The following is a 22,617-nucleotide window of genomic DNA, read 5'->3' on the forward strand; positions in this document are numbered from 1 at the left end:
TCCCGCAGCGAACTACCATTGCGAGCCCTGCCAGGCTCGCGGTACATCACAGACTGGGTAGCAGACGTGCAGGAACCAACGGGTTCAGGCAAGTTGAGGACAACAGCTGGCTGGCAGCTTCTATGTCCGGTGCAAAAAAACGATCCTTCTCATAGGGCGGTACTTTGCTGCGCAGTACGGCGCGGGCCTGCTCCAGTTTTGGAGAGGTTTTGAGGCCGTTGCGCAAGTCCAGTCCCTGGCATGCAGCCAGCCATTCTACGGCAAGAATCCCGCGAACGTTTTCTGCCATTTCCCATAACCGCTTGCCGGCTGCCGGAGCCATGGAAACATGGTCCTCCTGATTGGCTGAAGTCGGCAGGCTATCGACGCTGTGCGGATGGGCCAACGCCTTGTTTTCACTGGCCAGGGCAGCAGCCGTGACCTGGGCGATCATGAAGCCGGAGTTGACCCCACCGTTGGCCACCAGGAAGGGCGGCAACTGCGACATGTGCTTGTCCATCATCAGCGAAATGCGGCGTTCGCTCAGGGAACCGATTTCCGCGATGGCCAGCGCCAGATTATCGGCGGCCATGGCAACCGGTTCCGCGTGGAAGTTGCCGCCGGAGATCACATCGTTTTCGGCTGCGAACACCAGCGGGTTGTCGGAGACGGCGTTGGCTTCGATCTCCAGCACTTCGGCGGCCTGACGCAACTGGGTCAGGCAGGCACCCATGACCTGTGGCTGGCAGCGCAGGGAGTAAGGATCCTGAACCTTGTCGCAGTTGCGATGGGATTCGGACACTTCGCTGCTTTCACCCAGCAGGTCGCGATAGCAGGCAGCGGCATCGATCTGGCCACGCTGGCCGCGAGCGGCATGGATGCGGGCGTCGAAAGGCGAGCGCGAGCCCAGCACCGCTTCTACGGTCAGCGCGCCGCAGGCCATGGCTGCGGCGAACAAGTCTTCACCCTCGAACAGGCCGCGCAGTGCGAACGCGGTGGAAACCTGCGTTCCGTTGAGCAATGCCAGACCTTCCTTGGCAGCCAGAGTCAGCGGTTTCAGGCCTGCCACTTCAAGCGCATCGACGGCATCGAGCCATTCGCCTTTGTAGCGAGCCTTGCCTTCGCCCAGCAGCACCAGAGACATATGGGCCAGCGGCGCGAGGTCACCGGAAGCACCCACCGAACCCTTGAGCGGGATATGTGGATAGACCTCGGCATTGATCAGGGCGATCAGGGCATCGATCACCACGCGCCGGATGCCGGAGAAACCACGGCTCAGGCTGTTGACCTTGAGCACCATGACCAGACGCACCAATTCGTCGCTGATCGGCTGCCCGACACCGGCGGCATGGGACAGCACCAGAGAACGCTGCAGGTTTTCCAGGTCCTCGCTGGCGATGCGCGTCGAAGCCAGCAGGCCGAAACCGGTGTTGATGCCATAGGCCGTGCGGTTTTCGGCCAGGATGCGTTCCACACAGGCAACGCTGTCTTCGATCTGCTGATCGGCGCTGCTATCGAGCTTCAGCGTTACCGGTTGCTGATAGATCGCTCGCAGTTGCGCCAGGGTCAGTTGGCCGGGGGTCAGATTCAATGACTTGGCAGAGGGTTTGGTCACGATGCAGCTACTCCTTGATTGATGTCAGGCGGTTGCTCTTTTGAAGCATGCCGCCTTGCAGCCCTGTTGTTATGGGGTTGTCGTCTGTTCACGACCGTGCCGGAAAATCCTCTCCAGCACTTCTTCGTTCTTGAGTACGGCTACGCTGCTGGCAATATCCGGGGCCAGCCAGCGGTCTTGGTCATACGCGGGGATCTGCTCACGCAGTGCGCGCCAGGCAATGTCGGTGCCTGCCCCAAAATGCTGTTCCTTGAGGAACTCAAACGCCTGGGCCGCCAGCAGGTATTCGATGGCCAGAATCTGCGTTGCGTTGCCCAGTACCTTATGCAGCTTCAAGGCAGCGCTGGTGCCCAGGCTCAGATGATCTTCCTGCAAGCCCGAGGTGACATAGTTATCGACCACCGCCGGTTGTGCCATCTGGCGGTTTTCTGCGCACAGCGAGGCGGCCACGTACTGGACGATCATCATCCCCGAGTTGACACCCGGCTGGCTGACCAGAAAAGCCGGCAGACCGCTGACGGCCGGGTTGATCAGTCGATCCAGACGCCGCTCGGCAATCGAACCCAGCTCCGCCACCGCCACACACAACAGATCCGCCGCCATGGCGACTGACTGACCGTGCGGGTTGGCTTGCGACACCACGCGGTAATCGTCAGGAGTGCCCAGCAGCAACGGGTTATCGGTGACCGCATTCAGCTCGGTTTCGACCTGCCTTATCGCATGGGCCAACTGGTCCCGTGTTGCGCCGTGTACCTGCGGGATAGAGCGTATGCTCAGGGCGTCCTGGGTGCGAATGCCCTGGCTGCTGGCAAGCACTTCGCTGCCCGCCAGCAGGCTGCGCAGGTTTCTGCCGACCTGTTGCATACCCGGATGGGGCTTGAGGGCGATGATGGTTTCGTCGAAGGCATCGAGCTGGCCGCGCAGCGCTTCAAAGGTCATGGCACCGATCACGTCGGCCCATTGCGTCAGGCGCGTGGCGTCGGCAATGGCCAGACAGCTCAGGCCGGTCATGCAGGGTGTGCCGTTGACCAGGCACAGCCCATCCTTGGCGCCCAGTTCAACGGGGTGCAGACCTGCTTCGCTCAATGCCTGCTGCGCTGGAACGATGTGCCCGCGATAACTGACCTGACCCACGCCCAGCAGCGCGATGCCGACATGCGCCATGTGGGTCAGATAACCCACCGACCCCTGCGACGGCACTTGCGGCGTGATGCCTTGATTGAGCAAGGCCAGCAGCGCTTGCACAACCTGACGATGGATGCCGGACTTGCCCTGGCTGTAGTTGAGAATCGCGGCACAGATGATTGCGCGTGTCTGTTCGTCGGGCAGCGGTGTGCCTACGCCACAGGCATGGCTGAGCAATGTGTTGCGCGACAGGCGACTGAGTTGTTCGTCTTCCAGCGAGACGTTGCACAGTGCGCCGAGTCCGGTGTTCACACCGTAAGCCCGCTCGCCACGGGCAACGATGCGCTGAACGATGGCCTGGGCATTGTCGATACGCGCCCAGGCCCGTTCCGACAGCATCAGGTGCGCACCATCACGGGCCACGGCCACCACGTCCTGCCAACCTGTCGTGGCCTCACCGAAAACGATCTGTTCTGCTCGTTGCATCGACACCATCCTTAAACAGTGACTGCGCGCCGCTGCACGAAGCGATCAACGTAATCGTCGGCGGGCGAGTGAAGGATTTCCTTTGGCGTTCCGACCTGAATCAGACGGCCATCCTTGAGAATCGCGATCCGGTTGCCGATGCGCACGGCTTCGTCCAGGTCGTGGGTAATGAACACGATGGTTTTCTTCAGCGTCGCTTGCAGCTCCAGCAACTGGTCCTGCATCTCGGCGCGGATCAGCGGATCAAGGGCGCTGAACGCTTCATCCATCAGGATGATGTCGGTGTCGGCCGCCAGTGCCCGTGCCAGACCAACGCGCTGACGCATGCCGCCAGAGAGCTGGTGCGGGTATTTCTTTTCGTAGCCTTTGAGGCCCACGGTGCTAATCCAGTGCTGCGCACGCTCCTGGCAGAGGGCTTTGCTCTCGCCGCGCACCTTCAGGCCGTACGCCACGTTGTCCAGCACACTCTTGTGGGGCAGCAGGCCGAAGCTCTGGAACACCATGCTGATCTTGTGGCGACGGAATTGGCGCAGGGCCTCCGTGTCGTACTGCAGGATATCTTCGCCATCCACCAGAATCTCGCCGCTGGTAGGGTCGATCAGGCGATTGAAATGGCGCACCAGCGTCGATTTGCCCGAACCCGACAAGCCCATGATGACGAAAATCTCGCCGCTGCCGATCGATAGCGAGAGGTCGTTGACGCCCACCATGCAGCCGGTCTGGGCCAGCACCTGATCCTTGCTCTTGCTCTGCTTTACCATCGCCAAGGCTTCTTTCGAGCGGCTGCCGAAGATCTTGAACACGTTTTTGACGACGATTTTGTTCGGTTCCAGGCTCATTATTTGCTCGCCTCATGCCGTGGGCGGCCATAGGCCTGGGTGATGCGGTCGATGACAACCGCCAGAATGACAATGGCCAGACCGGCTTCCAGGCCGCGCCCGACATTGAGGGTCTGGATGCCCACCAGAACGTCTTCGCCCAGGCCACGGGCGCCGATCATCGAAGCAATCACGACCATCGACAGCGCCATCATGGTGGTCTGGTTGATCCCGGCCATGATGCTCGGCATCGCCAGTGGCAGTTGCACGCCGAACAGTTGCTGCCAGCGATTGGCACCAAAGGCGTTGATCGCTTCCATCACTTCACTATCGACCTGACGGATGCCCAGGTCGGTCAGGCGAATCAGCGGCGGCGCGGCGTAAATCACGGTGGCGAAGATGGCCGGGACCTTGCCCAGGCCGAACAGCATCAGCACCGGGATCAGGTAAACGAAACTGGGCATGGTTTGCATGATGTCCAGCAGCGGCATCAGCACGGAGCGCAGGCGGTTGCTGCGCGCTGAAAGAATGCCCAGAGGAATGCCGATCAACACTGCGATGAAGGTGGCGACCAGCATCAGCGCCAACGTCTGCATCAGCTTGTCCCACAGCCCGACAGCGCCGACGAGGAACAGCAGGCCGACAATCAATGCGGTGGTGACGATTTTTCGCGTCGCATGCCAGGCAATGCCGCCGACGATCATCAGCACCAGCCACCAGGGTGCCATGCGCAGCAGGCTTTCCAGATTGACGATGGCCCACAGCAAGGTATCGGAGATGTGCCGGAACACATCGCCGTACTCGGTGACCAGCGAATCAACCCCGTCGTTGACCCAGTTGGCAATGGAGAAGGTAAAACTTTCGGGAAACATAAGGTGCTCTCGATCAGGTTGTCAGGCACAGCCATGTCGCCTGTGCCTGCGCAGATAATCTGCTCCGGGGTTTACAGAGAGGCCTCAACCTTTTTCGCAGCGTCTTCGCTGACCCACGTGTGCCAGACTTCCGGGTGTTCCTTGAGGAAAATCTTCGCCAGTTTCGGTGATTCGATCCGCTCCTTGGCCATGCGTCCCAGGTTCTGGTTCAGCAGGTCGATGGGCAGATTGACCTTCTCCAGTACGGCGATCAGTTCAGGTGCCTGTTCGTGGAACGCCTTGGAGACACCGACCTTGATGTCGATGGTCTTGTTGACGCATGGTTCTTCCAGACGAACCAGATCGACTTGCCCCATCAACGGCGTGGGTGACCAGTAATACGTCAGGATCGGCTCACCGCGCTTGTAGCTGGACAGAATAGCCGCGTCCAGTGCCGGGCCGGTGCCTGGGCGGAAGTTGGTGTACTTGCTTTCCAGGCCGTAGGTCTTGAGCATTTCGCTGTTTTCAAGCTCGCAGGTCCAGCCGGCCGGGCAGTTGTAGAAACGGCCTTTACCGGGCTCTTCCTGATCCTTGAACACGGCTGAGTATTGAGCCAGATCTGTGATGGACTTCAGGTTCGGAGCCTTGGCTTCCAGCTTGCGCTTGGCATCGCCTTCAATCACGTAGCGCGGCACGTACCAGCCTTCGACCGCTCCGACCACAGGTGCGCCGACGCCTACGACTTTTCCTGCCGCAGCGGCCTTGTTCCAGACTTCGCTACGGCCTACCCACTCTTCGGCGAAGACCTGAATGTCATTGGTGCTCAGGGCGTTTTCCATGGCGATGGAATTGCCCGGCAACGCATCCACGCTGCAACCGTAGCCCTTGCTCAGGACGACTTGAAGAATGTCGGTCAGCAACATCGCGCTTTCCCAGTTCAGACCGGCAAACTTGACCGGCTTGCCTGACTCGCACCACCCGGCCGCTTGACTTGCACCGGCGCTGACCAGCAGGCCAGCCGATACCAGAGTGGTTAACAGCGCTTTTTTCATTTTCATTGTCGATGCTCCAAAACCTGAAAAGGATGACGGCAGCTTCAAGTAGGCATCCGGCCTGTGGGCGTTATCAGTGTCTATCCTGACTTTTTTCAATGTGACGGCGCTGAACCGCCACACCCATGGCAAATGCCTTTAACGCCCAATCATCGGCAGGTTCAAGCCCTGCTCTTTGGCGCATTCGATGGCAATGTCGTAACCGGCATCGGCGTGACGCATGACGCCTGTCGCCGGGTCATTGTGCAGTACGCGGGCAATGCGCTCGGCCGCTTCATCGGTGCCGTCGCAGACAATCACCATGCCCGAATGCTGCGAGAAGCCCATGCCGACACCGCCGCCATGGTGCAGGGAAACCCAGGTCGCACCGCTGGCGGTATTGAGCAGGGCGTTGAGCAGCGGCCAGTCGGAGACTGCGTCGGAGCCATCACGCATGGACTCGGTTTCGCGGTTGGGGCTGGAGACCGAGCCGGAGTCCAGGTGATCGCGACCGATCACCACGGGCGCAGACAACTCGCCGCTGCGGACCATTTCGTTGAAGGCCAGACCCAGCCTTGCGCGCTGACCCAGGCCGACCCAGCAGATACGTGCCGGCAAGCCCTGGAAGCTGATGCGTTCGCGGGCCATGTCCAGCCAGTTATGCAGGTGTGCATCGTCCGGGATCAGTTCCTTGACCTTGGCGTCGGTCTTGTAGATGTCCTGCGGATCGCCCGACAGGGCCGCCCAGCGGAAAGGACCGATGCCACGGCAGAACAATGGCCGGATGTAGGCGGGTACGAATCCCGGGAAGTCGAAGGCATTGGCGACGCCTTCTTCCTTGGCCATCTGACGGATGTTGTTGCCGTAGTCGAAGGTTGGAATCCCGGCTTTCTGGAAGGCCAGCATGGCTTCGACGTGTTCGGCCATGGACTGTTTGGCCGCTTTGACGACGGCAGCCGGCTCGGTCAGCGCACGGGCGCGGTAGTCTTCCCAGCTCCAGCCTTTGGGCAGGTAGCCATTGAGAGGGTCGTGGGCGCTGGTCTGGTCGGTGACCATGTCCGGGCGCACGCCGCGGCGGACCATTTCCGGCAGGATTTCAGCCGCATTGCCGCACAGGGCTATGGAGATGGCCTTGCCTTCGGCGGTGTAGCGGGCGAGACGCGCCAGAGCGTCGTCCAGGTCGGTGGCTTGCTCATCGACGTAACGGGTCTTGAGACGGAAGTCGATGCGGCTCTGCTGGCATTCGATGTTCAGCGAACAGGCTCCGGCCAGTGTTGCGGCCAGCGGCTGTGCGCCACCCATGCCACCCAGGCCTGCGGTCAGCACCCAGCGGCCCTTGAGGCTGCCGTCGTAATGCTGGCGACCGGCTTCGACGAAGGTTTCGTAAGTGCCCTGAACGATGCCCTGGCTGCCGATGTAGATCCAGCTGCCTGCCGTCATCTGGCCATACATTGCCAGACCCTTGGCATCCAGCTCGTTGAAATGCTCCCAGCTTGACCAGTGCGGCACCAGGTTCGAGTTGGCGATCAGTACACGCGGCGCATTGCTGTGGGTCTTGAACACGCCAACCGGTTTACCGGATTGCACCAGCAGGGTTTCATCGTCGTTGAGCCGGGTCAGGCTCTCGACGATCTTGTCGTAGCACTCCCAGTTGCGTGCCGCCCGCCCAATCCCGCCGTAGACCACCAGCTCTTTCGGGTTTTCGGCCACTTCAGGATCAAGGTTGTTCATCAGCATGCGCAGCGGGGCTTCGGTCAGCCAGCTCTTTGCTGTCAGTTGAGTGCCACGGGCAGCCCGCACTTCGACGTCACGATGGCGGGTCCAGTCATGCTTGCGGTCTTGATTAGTGTCGGTCACAAAAAATCCTCAGCGATCAATCCAAACCAGCCCGATGACGGGCGAGTGGTGCCTGGCACTCAGGCGAATTCTGTTGAGTGGAGCGAGGTCTTTTATAACCTGTCTCTACTTGTACATACAAGCATATGCAATCGAGGGACCAACTTTCTTCGCAACCCGGTGAAGAATCTCATGGGCAGCCTGAAGCCCTTGTAAATCGTGGGGTTCGAGAGTTACTGCGGGTTTATGGACCCGCCGGGCACGAAAGAGAAGTTTGTTACTGGCTGGATGTTTTGCACGGTTTTGGGGCGATGGGTAACAGCGAGATCGTGCTTCTGCTTTGTGCTGGGGCCTGCCAGCAAGAGGAAGGCCTGCAGCAGGCTGCGATGGAGGCGGCGGTTGCCTCAAACCTAATTTCTAAATACCACCCCCCAGATTTTCATTTGTAGCCTGTGCGGTTGAGGGGCCTAATCGTGGCTTTGGGATGGCAAGGTCTTGTGATGGAAAACATTCGTACTTCAACCACTCACGCTTTCTGGTTGATGGCCAGTGTCGTGCTGGTGGCGTTGAATCTTCGGCCCAGCATGGCGGCCATCGGGCCGCTTCTGTCGGCCATTCGGGGTGATATTCCCCTCAGTTTCAGCCTGGCTTCGCTGTTGACCATGTTGCCGGTGATGGCGATGGGACTCGGGATGTTTTTCGGGATGCGGCTGGCCCGATCCCTGGGCGAGCATCGGGCCATCGGGTTGTCGCTGCTGGTGATCGGTATCGCCAGTGCGTCCCGACTGTTCATTGATGGCGCGGTGGAACTGATCGTGAGCGCGGTCCTTTCCGGGCTGGGCATCGCAATGATTCAGGCGTTGATGCCGGCCTTGATCAAGACCCGTTTCAAGGACAACGTGTCCCTGTTCATGGGCCTGTATGTCACCTCGATCATGGGCGGTGCTGCACTGGCGGCGTCGTTCTCGCCCTTCGTGCTCAAGCAGAGCGGTAGCTGGAAGGTTTCGTTGGCGATATGGGGTGTGCTCGCGTTGCTGGCGCTGGTCCTGTGGACGTTTCAACGCTCGGCGATTCCGGTCGTCGAAGCCGCGCCCAAAGGCAAGGCCGACTCGTTTTCCGCAAAGCCACGCGCCTGGTTGTTGGCCGTGTTCTTCGGCCTTGGCACGGCTTCCTACACCTGTGTGCTGGCCTGGCTGGCACCTTATTACGTGGAAAGGGGCTGGAGCGAGCAGGACGCCGGGCTGGTGCTGGGCTTTTTGACAGCGATGGAAGTGCTGGCCGGTCTGGCGGTGCCCGCGATGGTCAATCAGACCCGGGACAAACGTTGGGCGCTGGTTGCCTTGTTGCTGCTGATCATTGCCGGTTTCAGCGGCCTCATCCTCTCCTTTGAACACTTGACCCTGCTGTGGCCTTGTCTGCTGGGACTGGGGATCGGCGGTCTGTTCCCGATGAGTTTGATCATCTCCATGGACCATATCGATAATCCGGCCCGTGCCGGAAGCCTGACCGCCTTTGTGCAAGGCATCGGCTACCTGATTGCTGGCCTGTCTCCTCTGCTGGCTGGCGTCATCCGTGACCAGTCAGGAAGTTTCGAGGCGGCATGGTGGGCATTGACGGCTGTGATTGTGGTGATGGTCGGCATTGTGTTGCGATTCAATCCGCGTCAGTACCGTGAGCGCATTGGTTGAGGGGTGAAGTCGGTATTGCGGGCTAAATCACCTTCACCGCCCGCCCGATAAACTGTATTGGCCCGGTCGGTTTACCAACAGGCGAGCCCGTGGACTTCTCCAGTGTCAGCTCAAACAGCTGGTTATGTTGCAGCGGTGGCAATTTATCGAGCGGTATATGCAGGGTCTGACCCGGTTTTACCAGGCCGAGGGACACCGGTCCTTGCCAGTCGTCGGCCTTGGTCCAGAACTCCAGTGCCTTGTCCGCAGGGACTTGGGTTTCGCCCAGTGGAATGAGCTGGATTTCCTGCGAGTTGCTGGCCTGGACGACCCAGCCAGGCGCCTTGTCCTGTGGGGCGACGAGTACGACCAGATAGGACGGTGCCTGCGATGGCTGTATGAAAAGCATCGTGCCCAGCACCAGCGATGCGGCCAGCCCGGCACCGGCCAGCCCGCGCCAGATCGACAGGCTGTCCCACCAGCGTGCACGTTGCGGTTCGGTTCTGTTGGCGGAAAGCTCGGTGATGCTGCGTTCGATACGGCTCCAGAGTCCCGGCGCAGGCGTCACAGGTTCGGCCATTGCCGTCAGCGGCAGCAGGCGTTGCTCCCAGGCGTCGACTGCGGCCTGCAAGGCGGGCTCGTGTGGCAGGCGGCGCTGGATATCGATTCTCTGCCGGGCAGACAAGGTGCCGAGCACGTATTCCCCAGCCAGTTCATGGATGTTTTCGTCTGTGGGCCGAGTCATCCCATACACTCCCGCAAAGCCGTCAGGCTGCGCTTGATCCAGGCTTTGACCGTACCCAATGGGGCGCCGATTTTCTGCGCGATTTCCTGATGCGAGTAGCCGTCCACATAAGCGTGGAAAATACAGTTGCGCCGCACCGGTTCAAGTTGTTCCAGGCAGAACTGGATTCGTCCGGGATTGACGCGCCAGTCGAAGGCATCACCGGTTTCCTGCCAACCTTCAAGCGTGGCCGGTTCGTGGTGGTCTTCGCTGCCATTGTCTTCCAGGTGCTCTTCCCGGGCATTGTTGCGCAGGCGATTGAGCGCCAGATGCCGGGTCACGCTGAAAATCCAGCCGCGTGCCGAACCTCGTGTCTGATCGAAGCTTGCCGCATGGGTCCATATCTTGAGGAATGCATCATGCACGATGTCTTCCGCCAGTGCGCTGTCACGTACGAGCCGCACGACGACGCCGAGCAGCCGGGCGCTTTCCTGTTGATAGAGACGCTGCAATGCCTGGCGCTCACCGCGAGCGCAGGCCTGCAGCGTGGCTTCGTAGTCAAAAAGAGATTCGTGTGAAGACACGTCGATCCGCCATCAATGGATGATTGCTGCCTCGTTGACATCACAAGGCTCCCGCGCAGCAGCATAGCCTACTGACTGCGCGACACCCCATTGAATGGCTTCGATCACTTGCTGGCCCAGAAGATGTAGTCGGCCTGGTACTTGACCACTTCCTTCGCGCCCTTGTTGCTGGCCGAGCAGGCAGTGGCCGGTGCAACGCCGCCTTTCAGTGCCACGCGCTGGATGTAGGCCGTACCGGTCAGGGCGCCTTTGCCTTCAGCCGGATTGGCCTTGACCAGTTGGTAAGGCAGGTTGCCCGCGCTGGAAGGTGCAACGGCCACTTGAGTGCCGGTCAGTTTGGAGCCGTCTTTGGATTCCCAGGTAGCCGGTGGGCCGTAGTAGGTGCCGACCTGTTTGCCGCTGCGATCATTGAGAACAGCTTTGGGGCCGACGAATACCCATTCGGTTTCGCTGGCGGAGTTGGCTTTGGCGCGGCACTCGTACGTGATCTCGCCCACGCCGGTGGTTTCCAGAGTGATCTTGTGACCGTCCGGGACCCGTACGCTTTCGGGCAGGGAGGTCTGAGCCATGGCAACAGAAGTCAGGCAAGTGAGAGCCAGGGTACTACCTGCAAGGCAGAGCAAACGTTTTGCGTTCATGCAGAAAATCTCCAGATTGTTTAACCGCGCTCAGCAACTCGAAGTGGCTGCTGTATGTACTACCCGCGAGAAGACAATCTGGATGCAGTGATTTGAAAATATTTTTTCAGGGCCGACTGAAACGGCTGCGCAACAGCAGCACACCTGCAATCGCTGCCAGCCCCGACCCCATGAGAACGCCGATTTTTACCTCGTCCACCAGATGCACTGCGCCGGGGAAAGCGAGGTTGCCGATGAACAGGCTCATGGTGAAACCGATGCCGCACAGCAGCGCCACGCCATAGAGCTGCACCCAGTTGCTGCCTTGTGGCAAGACCGCAAGCCCGGCCCGGATCGCCAGCGCTGCCGCCAGGAAAACGCCGATCTGCTTGCCGACGAACAGCCCCAGCGCAACCCCGAGCGGCACAGGGTCCAGCAGGTTTTCGGCGGAAATACCTGAAAGCGAAACCCCCGCATTGGCGAATCCGAACACCGGCACAATGGCGAACGCGACCCAGTAATGCAGTTTTTCTTCCAGAAACAGCAGCGGCGAGCGCGCTTCTTCCTCTGGCTTGCCCAAGGGAATGCACAGCGCCAGCGCCACACCCGCCAGCGTGGCATGCACGCCTGATTGCAGCACGAAGAACCACAGCAGCGCGCCCAGTATCAGGTACGGCAACAAGCGCCGCACCTTCAGGCGGTTCATCGCAACCAGCACTGCCAGGGTCACGAAGGACGCCAGCAGCATCGGCAGGTTCAGGCCCGAGCTGTAGAAGAAGGCGATGATGGTCACGGCCCCCAGATCGTCGAGAATCGCCAGCGCCGCCAGGAACACTTTCAGGGACACAGGCACCCGGTTGCCCAGTAATGACAAAACCCCGAGTGCGAAAGCAATGTCGGTTGCCGCGGGGATCGCCCAGCCGCTGATGGTCTGCGGGTTGCCCCAGTTGATCGCTATATAGATCAACGCCGGGACCAGCATGCCGCCTGCCGCTGCAAAACCGGGCAGGGCGCGTTGTTCCCACGTGGCGAGCCCGCCCGCGAGCACTTCGCGTTTGATTTCCAGGCCGACCATCAGAAAGAAGATCGCCATGAGTCCGTCGTTGATCCATAGCTCGACGGAAAGCCCGAGCCAGACGCTATGCAGAATGGCGAAGTAGCCGGGAGCCAGAGGTGAGTTGGCAACGATCAGTGCAGCCAGCGCCGCGCCCATCAGGACAATGCCGCCTGCCGATTCCGATGACAGGAAGCTGGCCAGAATGGCAACGGCTCTAGGTGTTTCCTTTGGAGGGAATTGGGTCATGCTCGTCCTTGAAACAGGATCTTGATTTGGCGGTTCAAACGCGCAAGGCGCTCAACTCGATGAGGCAGCAGCGGCTGGCGCTGGGTGCTTGTAACTCGATTTCCAGCAGGCCGCCTGGGTTGTCCACTTGCAGGCAGTCGTTTCTGCCAAGGATTTCCCAGAGCCCGTCATTCACGCTGACGCCGATCTGCTCGGCAACGCTGAACAGCAAAAAAGTGCTGGCGGAGCTGAACACCCTCTGTGGCTGACGCACATCGATCCAGTGCAGGCGGGCACTGTAACGCTGTGGAGCATAGATCAGGTTGAAATCACGAATAGGGCCGTCGAGCAGAGCGCAACTGACCTGGTTGTCGCCACTGAAGGCCAGCGGGTCGGTTGGTAGCAAGGGGCGGCTGGTTACACCGTCGATATCCAGGGTCATGCCAGCCCCCTGGATTACGGAGATGATCCGCTGATAACCGGCAAACACTGAAAAGTCGCCAGACGTCTCGATGTCTGCAATCGACAGGCGCCAGCCGAAGCCGTCCAGGTCCTGCCCCCCATCGCGAGCAATTTCTTCGGTGCTGCCGCCGCCGTTTTTCCAGGGCATGCGAGGGTAATCGATGGCGCGCAGGGTTCTGGTCTGGGTCATTTGGTGAAGCGTCCTTCCAGGCGATGGCGGGAGCCGGGGTGAATCAGGCGCGCGGCGGTAACCGGTTGGCGTCCTGACCATGTCCGGCGACGAATCAGCAGGCACGGCTCGCCTGCATCGATTTGCAGCAACTGGCACTCGTCGGCATCGGCCAGTATCGCTTCGACCACATGCTCGCCTTCGGTGAGCGGAGCGACTTGCGACAGATAGGCGTAAGGCGTCTGTTGGGTGAAGTCCTGCTTGAGGTAGTCAGGAGCCACCAGCGCATTGACGAAACGGTCCTCGATCTGCACCGGGATATCGTTTTCAAAGTGCACGATCAACGAGTGAAACACCTTCTGGCCTTCGCGCATGTCCAGTGCCAGCGCCCGCTCGGAGCCAGCGGATTCTTCCTTGAGAATGATGACCTTGCAGGTGTGCCTGTGGCCTCGCGTGGCGATCTCGTCAGCAATGTTGTGGACTTCAAACAGCGCCGACTGGCTTTTGGGTTCGGCGACGAAAGTACCGACGCCCTGCATGCGCACCAGCAGGCCTTCGGCGGTCAGCTCGCGCAAGGCCCGGTTGATGGTCATGCGGCTGAAACCCAGTTGGGTCACCAGTTCGCTTTCCGAGGGCACGCGATGATGCGGCGGCCAGGTGCCGTTCTGGATTTGCAGGGCAATCATCTGTTTGACGCGGGCATAGAGCGGTGCCGGACTTTCGCCCATCTGGGCTGCCAAGGGAGAAGAGGCGGGCGGAATCGGCACGTGCGGGTCCTTGTCTGGGTGGTTCAGCTACGAAATAGCGCCCAAGCTAACCATTAACCTGCGGTACGGCAAGCGTGCGAAGGTTTACCGGGCCCCAGAACGTCTGTATATGTATATACAAATTACAGTGATGAGGTTTGAAGTCAATGCCAGCCTTCTTTGCCGAGCGCGCATTACTACCTGGTGGTTGGGCCGATAATGTCCGTCTGGAGGTCAGTGCCGAGGGTTTATTGAGTTCGGTGCAGGCCAATGCTGACCGGCAGGGCGCCGAGTCTGTCTGCGGCCCGTTGCTGCCCGGCATGCCGAATCTGCACTCCCATGCGTTCCAGCGTGCGATGGCGGGTTTGGCGGAAGTGGCAGGCAACCCCAGCGACAGCTTCTGGACCTGGCGCGACCTCATGTATCGACTGGTCGGAAAGATCAGCGCGCCGCAGGTGGGCGTCATCGCCCGTCAGCTCTATATCGAGATGCTCAAGGGCGGTTTCACCTCGGTCGCGGAGTTTCACTACGTCCATCAGGACACCAACGGCAAACCTTATGCCGATCCTGCCGAGCTGGCCTTGCAGATCAGCCAGGCCGCCATATCGGCGGGCATTGGCCTGACATTGCTGCCGGTGCTCTACAGCCATTCGGGCTTTGGCGGGCAAGCGCCAAACGAAGGGCAGCGCCGGTTTATCCACAGCACCGACAGCTATCTGGATTTGCAGGCCCGCCTCAAACCGGTCATCGCCAGTCAGGCGGCGCAGAACCTGGGTCTGTGTTTCCACTCGTTGCGCGCCGTTACTCCGCAGCAGATCAGCGAAGTGCTGGCCGCCAGTGACCGGCAGTGCCCGATACACATCCACATCGCCGAGCAACAGAAGGAAGTCGATGATTGCCTGAGCTGGAGCGGGAGACGTCCGTTGCAGTGGCTGTATGAAAACGTGGCCGTGGATCAGCGCTGGTGCCTGGTGCATGCCACCCATGCCGAGCCGGATGAAGTCGCCCTCATGGCGCAAAGCGGCAGCGTTGCCGGTTTGTGCCTGACCACGGAAGCCAACCTCGGCGACGGTATTTTCCCGGCCGTGGACTACATCGCTCAGGGCGGTCGTTGGGGGATTGGCTCGGACAGCCATGTGTCGGTGAGTGTGGTCGAAGAACTTCGCTGGCTGGAATACGGCCAGCGTCTTCGGGATCAGCGCCGCAACCGGTTGTATCGCAGCGATCAGCCCATGGTCGGTCGAACCCTGTTCGATGCGGCATTGAGCGGCGGCGCGCAGGCGTTGGGGCAGGGCATCGGCAAGCTTGAGGTCGGGCAGCGCGCAGACTGGATAGTGCTGGATGGCTCGGACCCGTATCTGGAAACCGCCTCCGGCGATGCAATCCTCAACCGCTGGCTGTTTGCGGGCGGTGATCGGCAGGTTCGCGATGTGCTGGTCAAGGGCCGCTGGGTAGTGCGCGAAGGGCACCATGCGGCAGAAGAGGAAAGCAGCCGGGCGTTTGCGCAGGTGCTTCGGGAGTTGCTGGGCTAGGAGTGAATGTATTCACGAAAGGGGCCTCACAGCCCCTCCATGAATACAGATCACTTCCCGATCTTTGAATTATCCTCACGCCAGATCAGCCGGCTGGTGTCGTAACCCTGCTGGCGTGCCTTGCTCATCATGTCCTGCTTGACCTGCTCCGACACGGTTGGCGTGCGGGACAGCAGCCACAGGTATTTGCGATCAGGATTGCCGACCACGGCAGTCTTGTAGTCGTCACCGATGGCCAGAACCCAGTAGTCGCCTTTTGCCAGACCCGGCAGCAGTCGTGAGAACCAGTTGTCGAAAACCACCCACAGCTTGTCGGTCTTGCCCGGTACTTGTGGCGAGGCGGTGCCGGTTGCTTCCTGCCATTTGCCTTCGATTGTCCGGCAGCGGTTGGTTACGCCGATATTACCGTCAGGCTTGAGCGTGTAATGCGCTTCGGACTGCGCGCAGTTGCGCTGGAAAAACATGGGCAGCCGCGCCAGTTCATACCAGGTGCCCTGATAGCGGTTCAGGTCGACACTGTCGACGGTCTTGGGTTCGAGGTTGTCTGCAGAATGCGCGAAACCGATGGCCAGGAAGCTGGCCATGACGAGAATACCGAAGCGTAGAAGTAGCTTGATCATGAGTTATTTCAGACCTTGGCCCGAGAAAATAAGCACTTTGTCGCCCGCATATTGCACGCTGATAAAGGTTTTCTGGTCGCCCCAGGTGCAACTGGACATCCCCAGTGCGCCGGAACATTCAGTCGGGCTGCCCAGCAGGCTTTCGACCTGCGCCTTGGGCATGCCAGCGGAAAGCTTGGAGTAATTCTCTTGAGTGATCTTGCTGCAGGCAGTCAGCAGCACGCAAAACGACAGTAACGCGAGAGAGCGCAAAGACATGGATGAAGCTCCTGAACGGAAGGAGGCTGCGTCGCAGCAACAGGTCTATGAACCTGGCTGGCGCAATGCCGAAAGCTTAGAAGATAAAACCGGGATCTGGTTCCCTTGACCCGTAAATCCCTGATGGCAGGTGATGCGCGGACGATGGATGATTTCCGGCGAGCCAGAGCGCATCGATTGGCGAAGCCCCTAAAAGCTTGAGCCGGGCGTCTTCAGAAACTCGATCTCTTCATCGGTCGAGGCACGGCCGAGAATGTCGTTGCGATGGGGGAAGCGACCGAAGCGGGCAATGATTTTCTGATGACGCTCAGCGTAATCAAGGCTCTGATTGAAGTAATCGCGGTCGGTGGCAGGCAGCAGGGGAAGCAGTTTGCCAAAGCAGGTGATGGCCTGGTTCTGCACGTCCAGGTTTTCGCTGTGCTCCAGCACCAGATAGATGAAGGTGCGTTCAAGGGGTTCCAGATGCTGATCTCGACCCAGTTTCAGGCCGTGTTGCACCAGTGCCTGAGCGCGTTCATCGCCGGCAAATGCCTTGGGTGTGTCGCGATGGATCATGCGGGGCAACTGATCGAGCAGCAGGACCAGTGCCAGCCAGCCCTTGGGGTTTTCTGCCCACTCCTTGAGGCCGCCAGTCAGCGCCTGTTCGACCAGCTCACCGAAGCGCTCACGAGCTTCGGTGTCAGTGGCCCGGCTCTTGCCGAACCACAATTTCTCCCTGGCCTTCACCACTTCGCTGGCGGATTCGGCAGAGCCGAACCACCATTGCAGCAGAGGTAGCCAGGGAGCGGACATGGTCTTATTCCTTGTGGTACGCCGTGGCGCGCTCGACTTCCTCTTTGGAACCCAGGAAGACGGCTACACGCTGGTGCAGGCCTTCAGGCTGGATGTCGAGGATGCGCTGATGGCCATCGGTGGATGCGCCGCCTGCCTGTTCGACCAGGAAGGACATCGGGTTGGCTTCGTACATCAGGCGCAGTTTGCCCGGCTTGGAAGGCTCGCGGCTGTCGCGTGGATACATGAACAGACCGCCACGGGTCAGGATGCGATGCACGTCGGCAACCATCGCGGCAACCCAGCGCATGTTGTAGTTCTTTTTCAGCGGGCCTTCTTCGCCAGCCAGCAACTCTTCGACGTAGCGCTGTACCGGAGCTTCCCAGTGACGCTGGTTGGACATGTTGACCGCGAATTCCTGAGTGGACGTCGGGATCTTGAGGTCTTCGTGGGTCAGCACGAAGCTGCCCATTTCACGGTCCAGGGTGAAGCCTTTCACGCCGTCGCCCAGGGTCAGGACCAGCATGGTCTGCGGGCCGTAGATGGCATAACCGGCTGCGACCTGCTCGGTGCCCGGTTGCAGGAAGGCCTTTTCGTTCAAGGCTTCGTTCTGGCTCAGGTATTCGCTAGGGCAGCGCAGAACCGAGAAGATCGTACCGACCGGGGCGTTGATGTCGATGTTCGAGGAGCCGTCCAGCGGATCGAATACCAGCAGGTAAGCGCCTTTCGGGTATTTGCCCGGGATCTGGTAGGCGTTGTCCATTTCTTCGGACGCCATGCCAGCCAGGTGGCCGCCCCATTCGTTGGCTTCAAGCAGGATTTCGTTGGAGATCACGTCGAGCTTTTTCTGCACTTCGCCCTGTACGTTCTCGGTACCCATGCTGCCGAGGACGCCGCCCAGTGCGCCCTTGGAAACGGCATGGCTGATTTCCTTGCATGCTCGCGCCACTACTTCGATCAGGAAACGCAGATCGGCAGGAGTATTGTTGCTGCGGGTCTGCTCAATCAAAAAGCGACTCAGTGTAACGCGGGACATGGATAGCTCCGAAAATGGGGGATAAAAAACCCGCGCAGTTTAGCGCGAGTGGCTGCGTAATACTGCTATCAGACTGGCTTATGGCGAATTGAGTTCATACGCTTGCTCAGCGTAGCTGCAAAACCACAAGTCGAAGCCGTGACGGGTCAATGTTTTGAGGCTCGCAGGGCACTCAGACCGATCCTGCTCAGGCATAGCGTGCCCAGTATTAGCACGGCCCACAGGCCCATGCGCTTGTAGTCCATGCTTTCAGCCGCTGGCGGTGCAGCAACCGCTGCGCTGGCAGCAGGCGCCTTGGCCGGCCTGGCCTTGCCCAGCGCCGTCAGTTTCTGCGGATCGAAGTCGGGTATCAGTGCCGTCAGCGGCAGTTCGACTGCCGGTGCTGCAGCATGTCCGATGGCGAGGGTAAACGGCCCGTTGCCGCTGGCTCGGAACACTACCTGAGTCGCAGGCACGGCAACGCTCAGCCCTGGAGCCTGTGCGCCCAGACCGCCGCCGCGATCATCGACGACCAGTTTCAATTGCCGCACGCTCTGCCCTGAGAGCTGCAACTGATCCTGCACAATCTCGCCATTGTTCTGGGTCAGGCGATACAGCAGGCCGCTGCTGATGATCTGCCATTCCTGACTGCCATCAAGTCGGCCATAGAGCGTGCCGGGTGCCAAGCTGTTGTCCTGGCTGATGTCGATTTTCACCCGCTCCACCGGCAGGTCGACCGGCAACTGCCAGACATATTCATTGGGTTGCCCGACGACACCGACGATCGTTGGCGACCAGCTCAGAGTGGTCGGCGGGCTGTCGGGGCTGGCGCTCATTACGTGAGCTGAAATCAGGGTGGGCGCGTTTTGCGGTGAGCGCCACAGCAGGCGCAGGTAGCGGGCGTTCTGACCGGGCAGACCGACCTCTCGCTGCTCGACCATCTCATCGGAAAACGTCAGGCGCGCCACTTGTCCTTCGCCCCAGGCCTGCCAGTGCTGGAGATCATCGCTGGCCTCGATGCTGAAGTGTTGGAAGCCTTCGCGTTCGGCACTCCAGTCGATCAGCAGTTGTTCAAGGGGAGCCTTGATCGTGCTGGTGTCCAGTAGCCAGCCGCGCAGTATCTCTTCACCCGCTTCTATGTCGCTCTGCGGCTGTACATCAATGAGGGCTCCGTCGCTGGAGCGTTTGCTGCGGATAACCGGCACGGCATCACCCGCTTCGGCTGTGGTGTACAGCGGGAACCACTTCACGGCTTTTGGTGCAGGGTTTTCTTCGTGGGATTCCTGTTTGCGTACAAGCGCAAGGGCTTGAGCCTGGCCATCGGCATTGAATACACGAAGATCATTCAGATTGGCCTGCCGGGCGTTCAGTTGCAGTGCCAGAGGCAGTTCGATGCGATAAAGCGGGCCTTGGCCGATGAGGGTCAAAGGCGTCTGGCTGGTGAAGTCCGCCGGTTTTTCCAGGGCGTTGACAGTCATCGCTGCGCACAGGGCTGCGCCGAGCACAGCGATTTTGATGACGAGCGGACGACTCACGAACGTTTTCCTCAGGGTTGGGCAGGCAGCCGATGTCTGCTTGCGCACCGATGTATGGCGAAAGAATTTGGCAGTGATGTGTGAAATATCCCACCACCAGTAGCAATATGCCAACACCTATGGAGCAAAAGGATGTGAGTCAGAGGTAGGAAAGAAGAAGTGTAAAACCCGGTGGAGCCAATTCATTCGCGAATAATTGGCTCCACCGGGGGTTACGGAGTTACTCCAGGGCTTTCCAGATTTCTCCGGCGTACTCGCGGATGGTTCGGTCTGACGAGAACCAGCCCATGCGCGCCGTGTTGAGAACTGCCGAGCGCCACCATTGCTTGGAGTCGTGCCAGCGTTCCTCGACCTTGGCCTGGGCGGCCCAGTACGAGTCGAAGTCGGCGCAGACCAGGAAGCGGTCATAGGCCAGCAACTGATCGATCAGGCCCGCATAGCGGTTCGGATCGTCCGGTGAGAACACGCCGCCGCGAATCGCCTGCAGCACATCATTGAGGCGGCCGGATGCGGCCACATCGGCGTAAGCGCTGAAATCTCCAGCTTGCTTGCGGGCATCTACCTCCTGCGACGTCATGCCGAAGATGAACATATGTTCAAGGCCGATCTGCTCGCTCATTTCCACGTTGGCGCCGTCCAGCGTGCCGATGGTCAGTGCGCCGTTGAGGCCGAATTTCATGTTGCTGGTCCCGGAAGCCTCCAGGCCGGCAGTGGAAATCTGCTCGGAAAGGTCGGCTGCCGGAATGATGCTTTCGGCCAGGCTGACGTTGTAGTTGGGCATGAACACCACTTTGAGCAGGCCGCGCACGGTCGGATCGTTGTTGACGGTGCGGGCGATGTCGTTGGCGAGCTTGATGATCAGCTTGGCCGAGTGATAGCTGGCCGCGGCCTTGCCCGCGAAGATTTTCACCCTTGGCACCCAATCGGTACCGGGTTCAGCGCGGATTGCCTGATACAGCGCGACGGTGTGGAACAGGTTCAGCAACTGGCGCTTGTACTCGTGGATACGCTTGACCTGCACATCGAACATCGCGGCAGGATTGACCACGATCCCGAGTCTTTCATGAATGATGGCAGCCAGTGCGCGTTTACTGTGCAGGCGCTGGTCGGCCATCTGTTTGCGGAAGGAGCTTTTTTCCGCGAACGGTTCCAGTTCGATCAGGCGTGTCTCGGCACTGTCCAGGACGTCTTCGCCCAGGGCTTCCACCAGCATTTCGGTCAGCTTCGGGTTGGCCTGGTACAGCCAGCGGCGGAAGGTGATGCCGTTGGTCTTGTTATTGATCCGCTCTGGATAAATCTTGTGCAGCTCGGCGAACACGGTCTTGCGCATCAACTGGGTGTGCAGCGCGGAAACGCCGTTGATGCTGTGCGATCCCAGGAATGCCAGGTTGCCCATACGTACCCGGCGGCCATTGTCTTCCTCGATCAGCGAGACGGCTCGCAGGATGTCGAAGTCGTGCACACCTTTGGCGCGCAGGGTGTCGATGTGCTGGGCGTTGATCAGGTAGATGATCTGCATGTGGCGAGGCAGCATGCGTTCCATCAGGCCTACCGACCAGGTTTCCAGCGCTTCGGGCAGCAAGGTGTGGTTGGTGTAGCTCAGCGTGCCCACGGTAATTTTCCAGGCCGCATCCCAGGCGATTCCGTGGGTGTCGATCAGCTGTCGCATCAGCTCGGCCACGGCAATCGAAGGATGGGTGTCGTTCATCTGGATGGCCGCGTGCTCGGGCAGATCCATCAGGGTCGCGTGCATGTTCAGGTGGCGACGCAGCAGGTCCTGCAAGGACGCCGAGACAAAGAAGTATTCCTGGCGCAGGCGCAGTTCCTGGCCAGCCTCCGTTGCATCATTGGGGTAGAGGACGCGGGAAATACTTTCGGCCCGCACGACTTCGGCAACCGCACCGAAGTGGTCGCCGGCGTTGAAACGCTCCAGATGCAGATCATCCAGTGCGCGGGCACGCCACAGGCGCAGGGTGTTGACGCTTTTGCCGCGCCAGCCGACCACGGGCGTGTCATAGGCAATGGCGCGCACGGTTTCCGCTGGACGCCAGACCTGACGCGGCTCGCCCGCTTCATTGAGCATCGTATCGACGCTGCCGCTGAAACCGATTGAATAGACTACCTCGGGACGCTCGAACTCCCACGGGTTGCCGAAGTCCAGCCAGTGCTCTGTCTGCTCCTGTTGCCAGCCGTCGACTATCGCCTGACGAAACAGGCCGTGCTCGTAACGAATGCCATAACCGTGACCGGCAATGCCCAGCGTCGACATGCTTTCCATGAAGCAGGCCGCCAGACGGCCCAGGCCACCATTGCCCAGTGCCGCGTCCGGCTCCAGCAAGCGGATACGCTCGATGTCCACGCCTAGCTCGGTCATCGCTTCGCGGGCGATTTCCAGCAGGCCGAGGTTGCTCAGGCTGTCGTACAGAAGCCGCCCGATCAGAAATTCGAGGGACAGGTAATAGACGCGTTTCTGGACCTTGCGATAAATCTGTCGCGTGTGGTCCATCCAGTGCTCGACCATGTGGTCACGGGCAGCCAGAGCTACAGCTTCAAACCAGTCATGCTCAAACGCATGGTCAGGGTCCTTGCCCACTGCATAGGTGAGTTTGGCAAGAACAGCGGCGCGGAAAGCGGCCACATCTGCGTCACGAACAAGTGGTTCCTGAGACATCGGTACGACCTCAAGTAGTCAGACGAGTGGAAAGTGGGTTCTTTGACTGTAGGCGTGTCGTCAGTTATTTCCTGAAAAAATTTAAATAACCGAGCAAGTCGCTAGCGTTTCGACTCGCTTGCAATGCTCTGGTTCGCGAACCCGAGCAATTGGCAAAACGCTTGCATTGATCGTTCCACCTGGATGTGCAATGTGCAGCATGCTCATTCCTCGTTTCGGGTTT

General features: G+C 60.0%; 20 protein-coding genes. 2 read left to right on the forward strand and 18 right to left on the reverse strand.

Features of this window, described 5'->3' with window-relative positions; all coding sequences use genetic code 11:
- Nucleotides 1-46: 46 nt before the first annotated feature.
- The 6 genes from hutH (CKW23_RS23300) to hutU form a co-directional block, all read right to left on the reverse strand.
- Nucleotides 47-1,594, reverse strand: coding sequence for a histidine ammonia-lyase (gene hutH, locus CKW23_RS23300; protein ID WP_025262347.1), 1,548 nt, complete (start codon nucleotides 1,592-1,594; stop codon nucleotides 47-49).
- A gap of 69 nt (nucleotides 1,595-1,663) precedes the next feature.
- Nucleotides 1,664-3,205 carry a histidine ammonia-lyase gene (gene hutH, locus CKW23_RS23305; protein WP_025262346.1) on the reverse strand — a complete coding sequence of 514 codons (1,542 nt, stop codon included), beginning with the start codon at nucleotides 3,203-3,205 and terminating at the stop codon, nucleotides 1,664-1,666.
- An 11-nt stretch (nucleotides 3,206-3,216) separates the two neighbouring features.
- Entirely contained in the window at nucleotides 3,217-4,044 is an 828-nt protein-coding gene (locus CKW23_RS23310) for a glycine betaine/L-proline ABC transporter ATP-binding protein (RefSeq protein ID WP_371856594.1), read from the reverse strand.
- The gene (locus tag CKW23_RS23315) at nucleotides 4,044-4,895 is read right to left on the reverse strand and encodes a proline/glycine betaine ABC transporter permease (RefSeq protein WP_025262344.1); all 852 of its coding nucleotides are present in this window, start codon (nucleotides 4,893-4,895) and stop codon (nucleotides 4,044-4,046) included. Before CKW23_RS23315 ends, CKW23_RS23310 begins: the two co-directional genes overlap by 1 nt.
- A 71-nt stretch (nucleotides 4,896-4,966) precedes the next feature.
- Complete coding sequence (locus CKW23_RS23320) at nucleotides 4,967-5,932, reverse strand: ABC transporter substrate-binding protein (RefSeq protein ID WP_095068426.1); 966 nt, start codon at nucleotides 5,930-5,932, stop codon at nucleotides 4,967-4,969.
- A gap of 132 nt (nucleotides 5,933-6,064) precedes the next feature.
- Nucleotides 6,065-7,762 carry a urocanate hydratase gene (gene hutU / locus CKW23_RS23325; protein ID WP_095068428.1) on the reverse strand — a complete coding sequence of 566 codons (1,698 nt, stop codon included), beginning with the start codon at nucleotides 7,760-7,762 and terminating at the stop codon, nucleotides 6,065-6,067.
- A 479-nt stretch (nucleotides 7,763-8,241) separates the two neighbouring features.
- Here hutU and CKW23_RS23330 point away from each other — a divergent pair, with 479 nt between their 5' ends.
- Nucleotides 8,242-9,429, forward strand: a complete 1,188-nt coding sequence (locus CKW23_RS23330) for a cyanate transporter (RefSeq protein WP_095068429.1) — start codon at nucleotides 8,242-8,244, stop codon at nucleotides 9,427-9,429.
- Between the two features lie 22 nt (nucleotides 9,430-9,451).
- On the opposite strand, the gene CKW23_RS23335 is transcribed toward CKW23_RS23330, so the two are convergent.
- The 6 genes from CKW23_RS23335 to hutC all read right to left on the reverse strand — a co-directional run bounded on the left by CKW23_RS23335 (nucleotide 9,452) and on the right by hutC (nucleotide 13,974).
- Nucleotides 9,452-10,153 (reverse strand): anti-sigma factor domain-containing protein, encoded by a 702-nt coding sequence (locus CKW23_RS23335; RefSeq protein WP_025262337.1) that lies wholly within the window; start codon nucleotides 10,151-10,153, stop codon nucleotides 9,452-9,454.
- A complete protein-coding gene (locus CKW23_RS23340; RefSeq protein ID WP_025262336.1) occupies nucleotides 10,150-10,716 on the reverse strand; it encodes a sigma-70 family RNA polymerase sigma factor in 567 nt (188 codons plus the stop codon). Before CKW23_RS23340 ends, CKW23_RS23335 begins: the two co-directional genes overlap by 4 nt.
- Before the next feature lie 104 nt (nucleotides 10,717-10,820).
- Nucleotides 10,821-11,354: a DUF3455 domain-containing protein gene (locus tag CKW23_RS23345; protein ID WP_025262335.1), complete on the reverse strand. Its 534-nt coding sequence runs from the start codon at nucleotides 11,352-11,354 to the stop codon at nucleotides 10,821-10,823.
- Nucleotides 11,355-11,460: 106 nt separating this feature from the next.
- Entirely contained in the window at nucleotides 11,461-12,636 is a 1,176-nt protein-coding gene (nhaA, locus tag CKW23_RS23350; RefSeq protein WP_025262334.1) for a Na+/H+ antiporter NhaA, read from the reverse strand.
- Between the two features lie 34 nt (nucleotides 12,637-12,670).
- A complete protein-coding gene (locus CKW23_RS23355; RefSeq protein WP_095068430.1) occupies nucleotides 12,671-13,267 on the reverse strand; it encodes a HutD family protein in 597 nt (198 codons plus the stop codon).
- The gene (hutC, locus tag CKW23_RS23360) at nucleotides 13,264-13,974 is read right to left on the reverse strand and encodes a histidine utilization repressor (protein WP_176767556.1); all 711 of its coding nucleotides are present in this window, start codon (nucleotides 13,972-13,974) and stop codon (nucleotides 13,264-13,266) included. The genes CKW23_RS23355 and hutC overlap by 4 nt, the downstream gene beginning before the upstream one ends.
- 185 nt (nucleotides 13,975-14,159) lie before the next feature.
- Between hutC and CKW23_RS23365 the strand changes: the two genes are divergently transcribed.
- Entirely contained in the window at nucleotides 14,160-15,524 is a 1,365-nt protein-coding gene (locus CKW23_RS23365) for a formimidoylglutamate deiminase (RefSeq protein ID WP_025262331.1), read from the forward strand.
- A gap of 50 nt (nucleotides 15,525-15,574) precedes the next feature.
- Here CKW23_RS23365 and CKW23_RS23370 read toward each other — a convergent pair whose 3' ends face one another.
- The 6 genes from CKW23_RS23370 to CKW23_RS23395 form a co-directional block, all read right to left on the reverse strand.
- A complete protein-coding gene (locus tag CKW23_RS23370) occupies nucleotides 15,575-16,144 on the reverse strand; it encodes a lipocalin family protein (protein WP_025262330.1) in 570 nt (189 codons plus the stop codon).
- Between the two features lie 3 nt (nucleotides 16,145-16,147).
- Nucleotides 16,148-16,402: an outer membrane protein assembly factor BamE gene (gene bamE, locus CKW23_RS23375; RefSeq protein ID WP_025262329.1), complete on the reverse strand. Its 255-nt coding sequence runs from the start codon at nucleotides 16,400-16,402 to the stop codon at nucleotides 16,148-16,150.
- 189 nt (nucleotides 16,403-16,591) lie between these two features.
- On the reverse strand, nucleotides 16,592-17,194 hold the full coding sequence (locus CKW23_RS23380; RefSeq protein WP_025262328.1) for a DUF924 family protein: 603 nt from the start codon (nucleotides 17,192-17,194) through the stop codon (nucleotides 16,592-16,594).
- Between the two features lie 4 nt (nucleotides 17,195-17,198).
- A complete protein-coding gene (locus tag CKW23_RS23385) occupies nucleotides 17,199-18,209 on the reverse strand; it encodes a class 1 fructose-bisphosphatase (protein WP_025262327.1) in 1,011 nt (336 codons plus the stop codon).
- A 146-nt stretch (nucleotides 18,210-18,355) separates the two neighbouring features.
- Nucleotides 18,356-19,705, reverse strand: a complete 1,350-nt coding sequence (locus tag CKW23_RS23390) for a DUF3999 domain-containing protein (RefSeq protein ID WP_256590481.1) — start codon at nucleotides 19,703-19,705, stop codon at nucleotides 18,356-18,358.
- A gap of 238 nt (nucleotides 19,706-19,943) precedes the next feature.
- Nucleotides 19,944-22,394 (reverse strand): glycogen/starch/alpha-glucan phosphorylase, encoded by a 2,451-nt coding sequence (locus tag CKW23_RS23395; protein WP_025262325.1) that lies wholly within the window; start codon nucleotides 22,392-22,394, stop codon nucleotides 19,944-19,946.
- Nucleotides 22,395-22,617 lie beyond the last annotated feature (223 nt).

It is taken from the genome of Pseudomonas sp. Irchel 3A18 (assembly GCF_900187465.1).
Classification (GTDB): domain Bacteria; phylum Pseudomonadota; class Gammaproteobacteria; order Pseudomonadales; family Pseudomonadaceae; genus Aquipseudomonas; species Aquipseudomonas cichorii.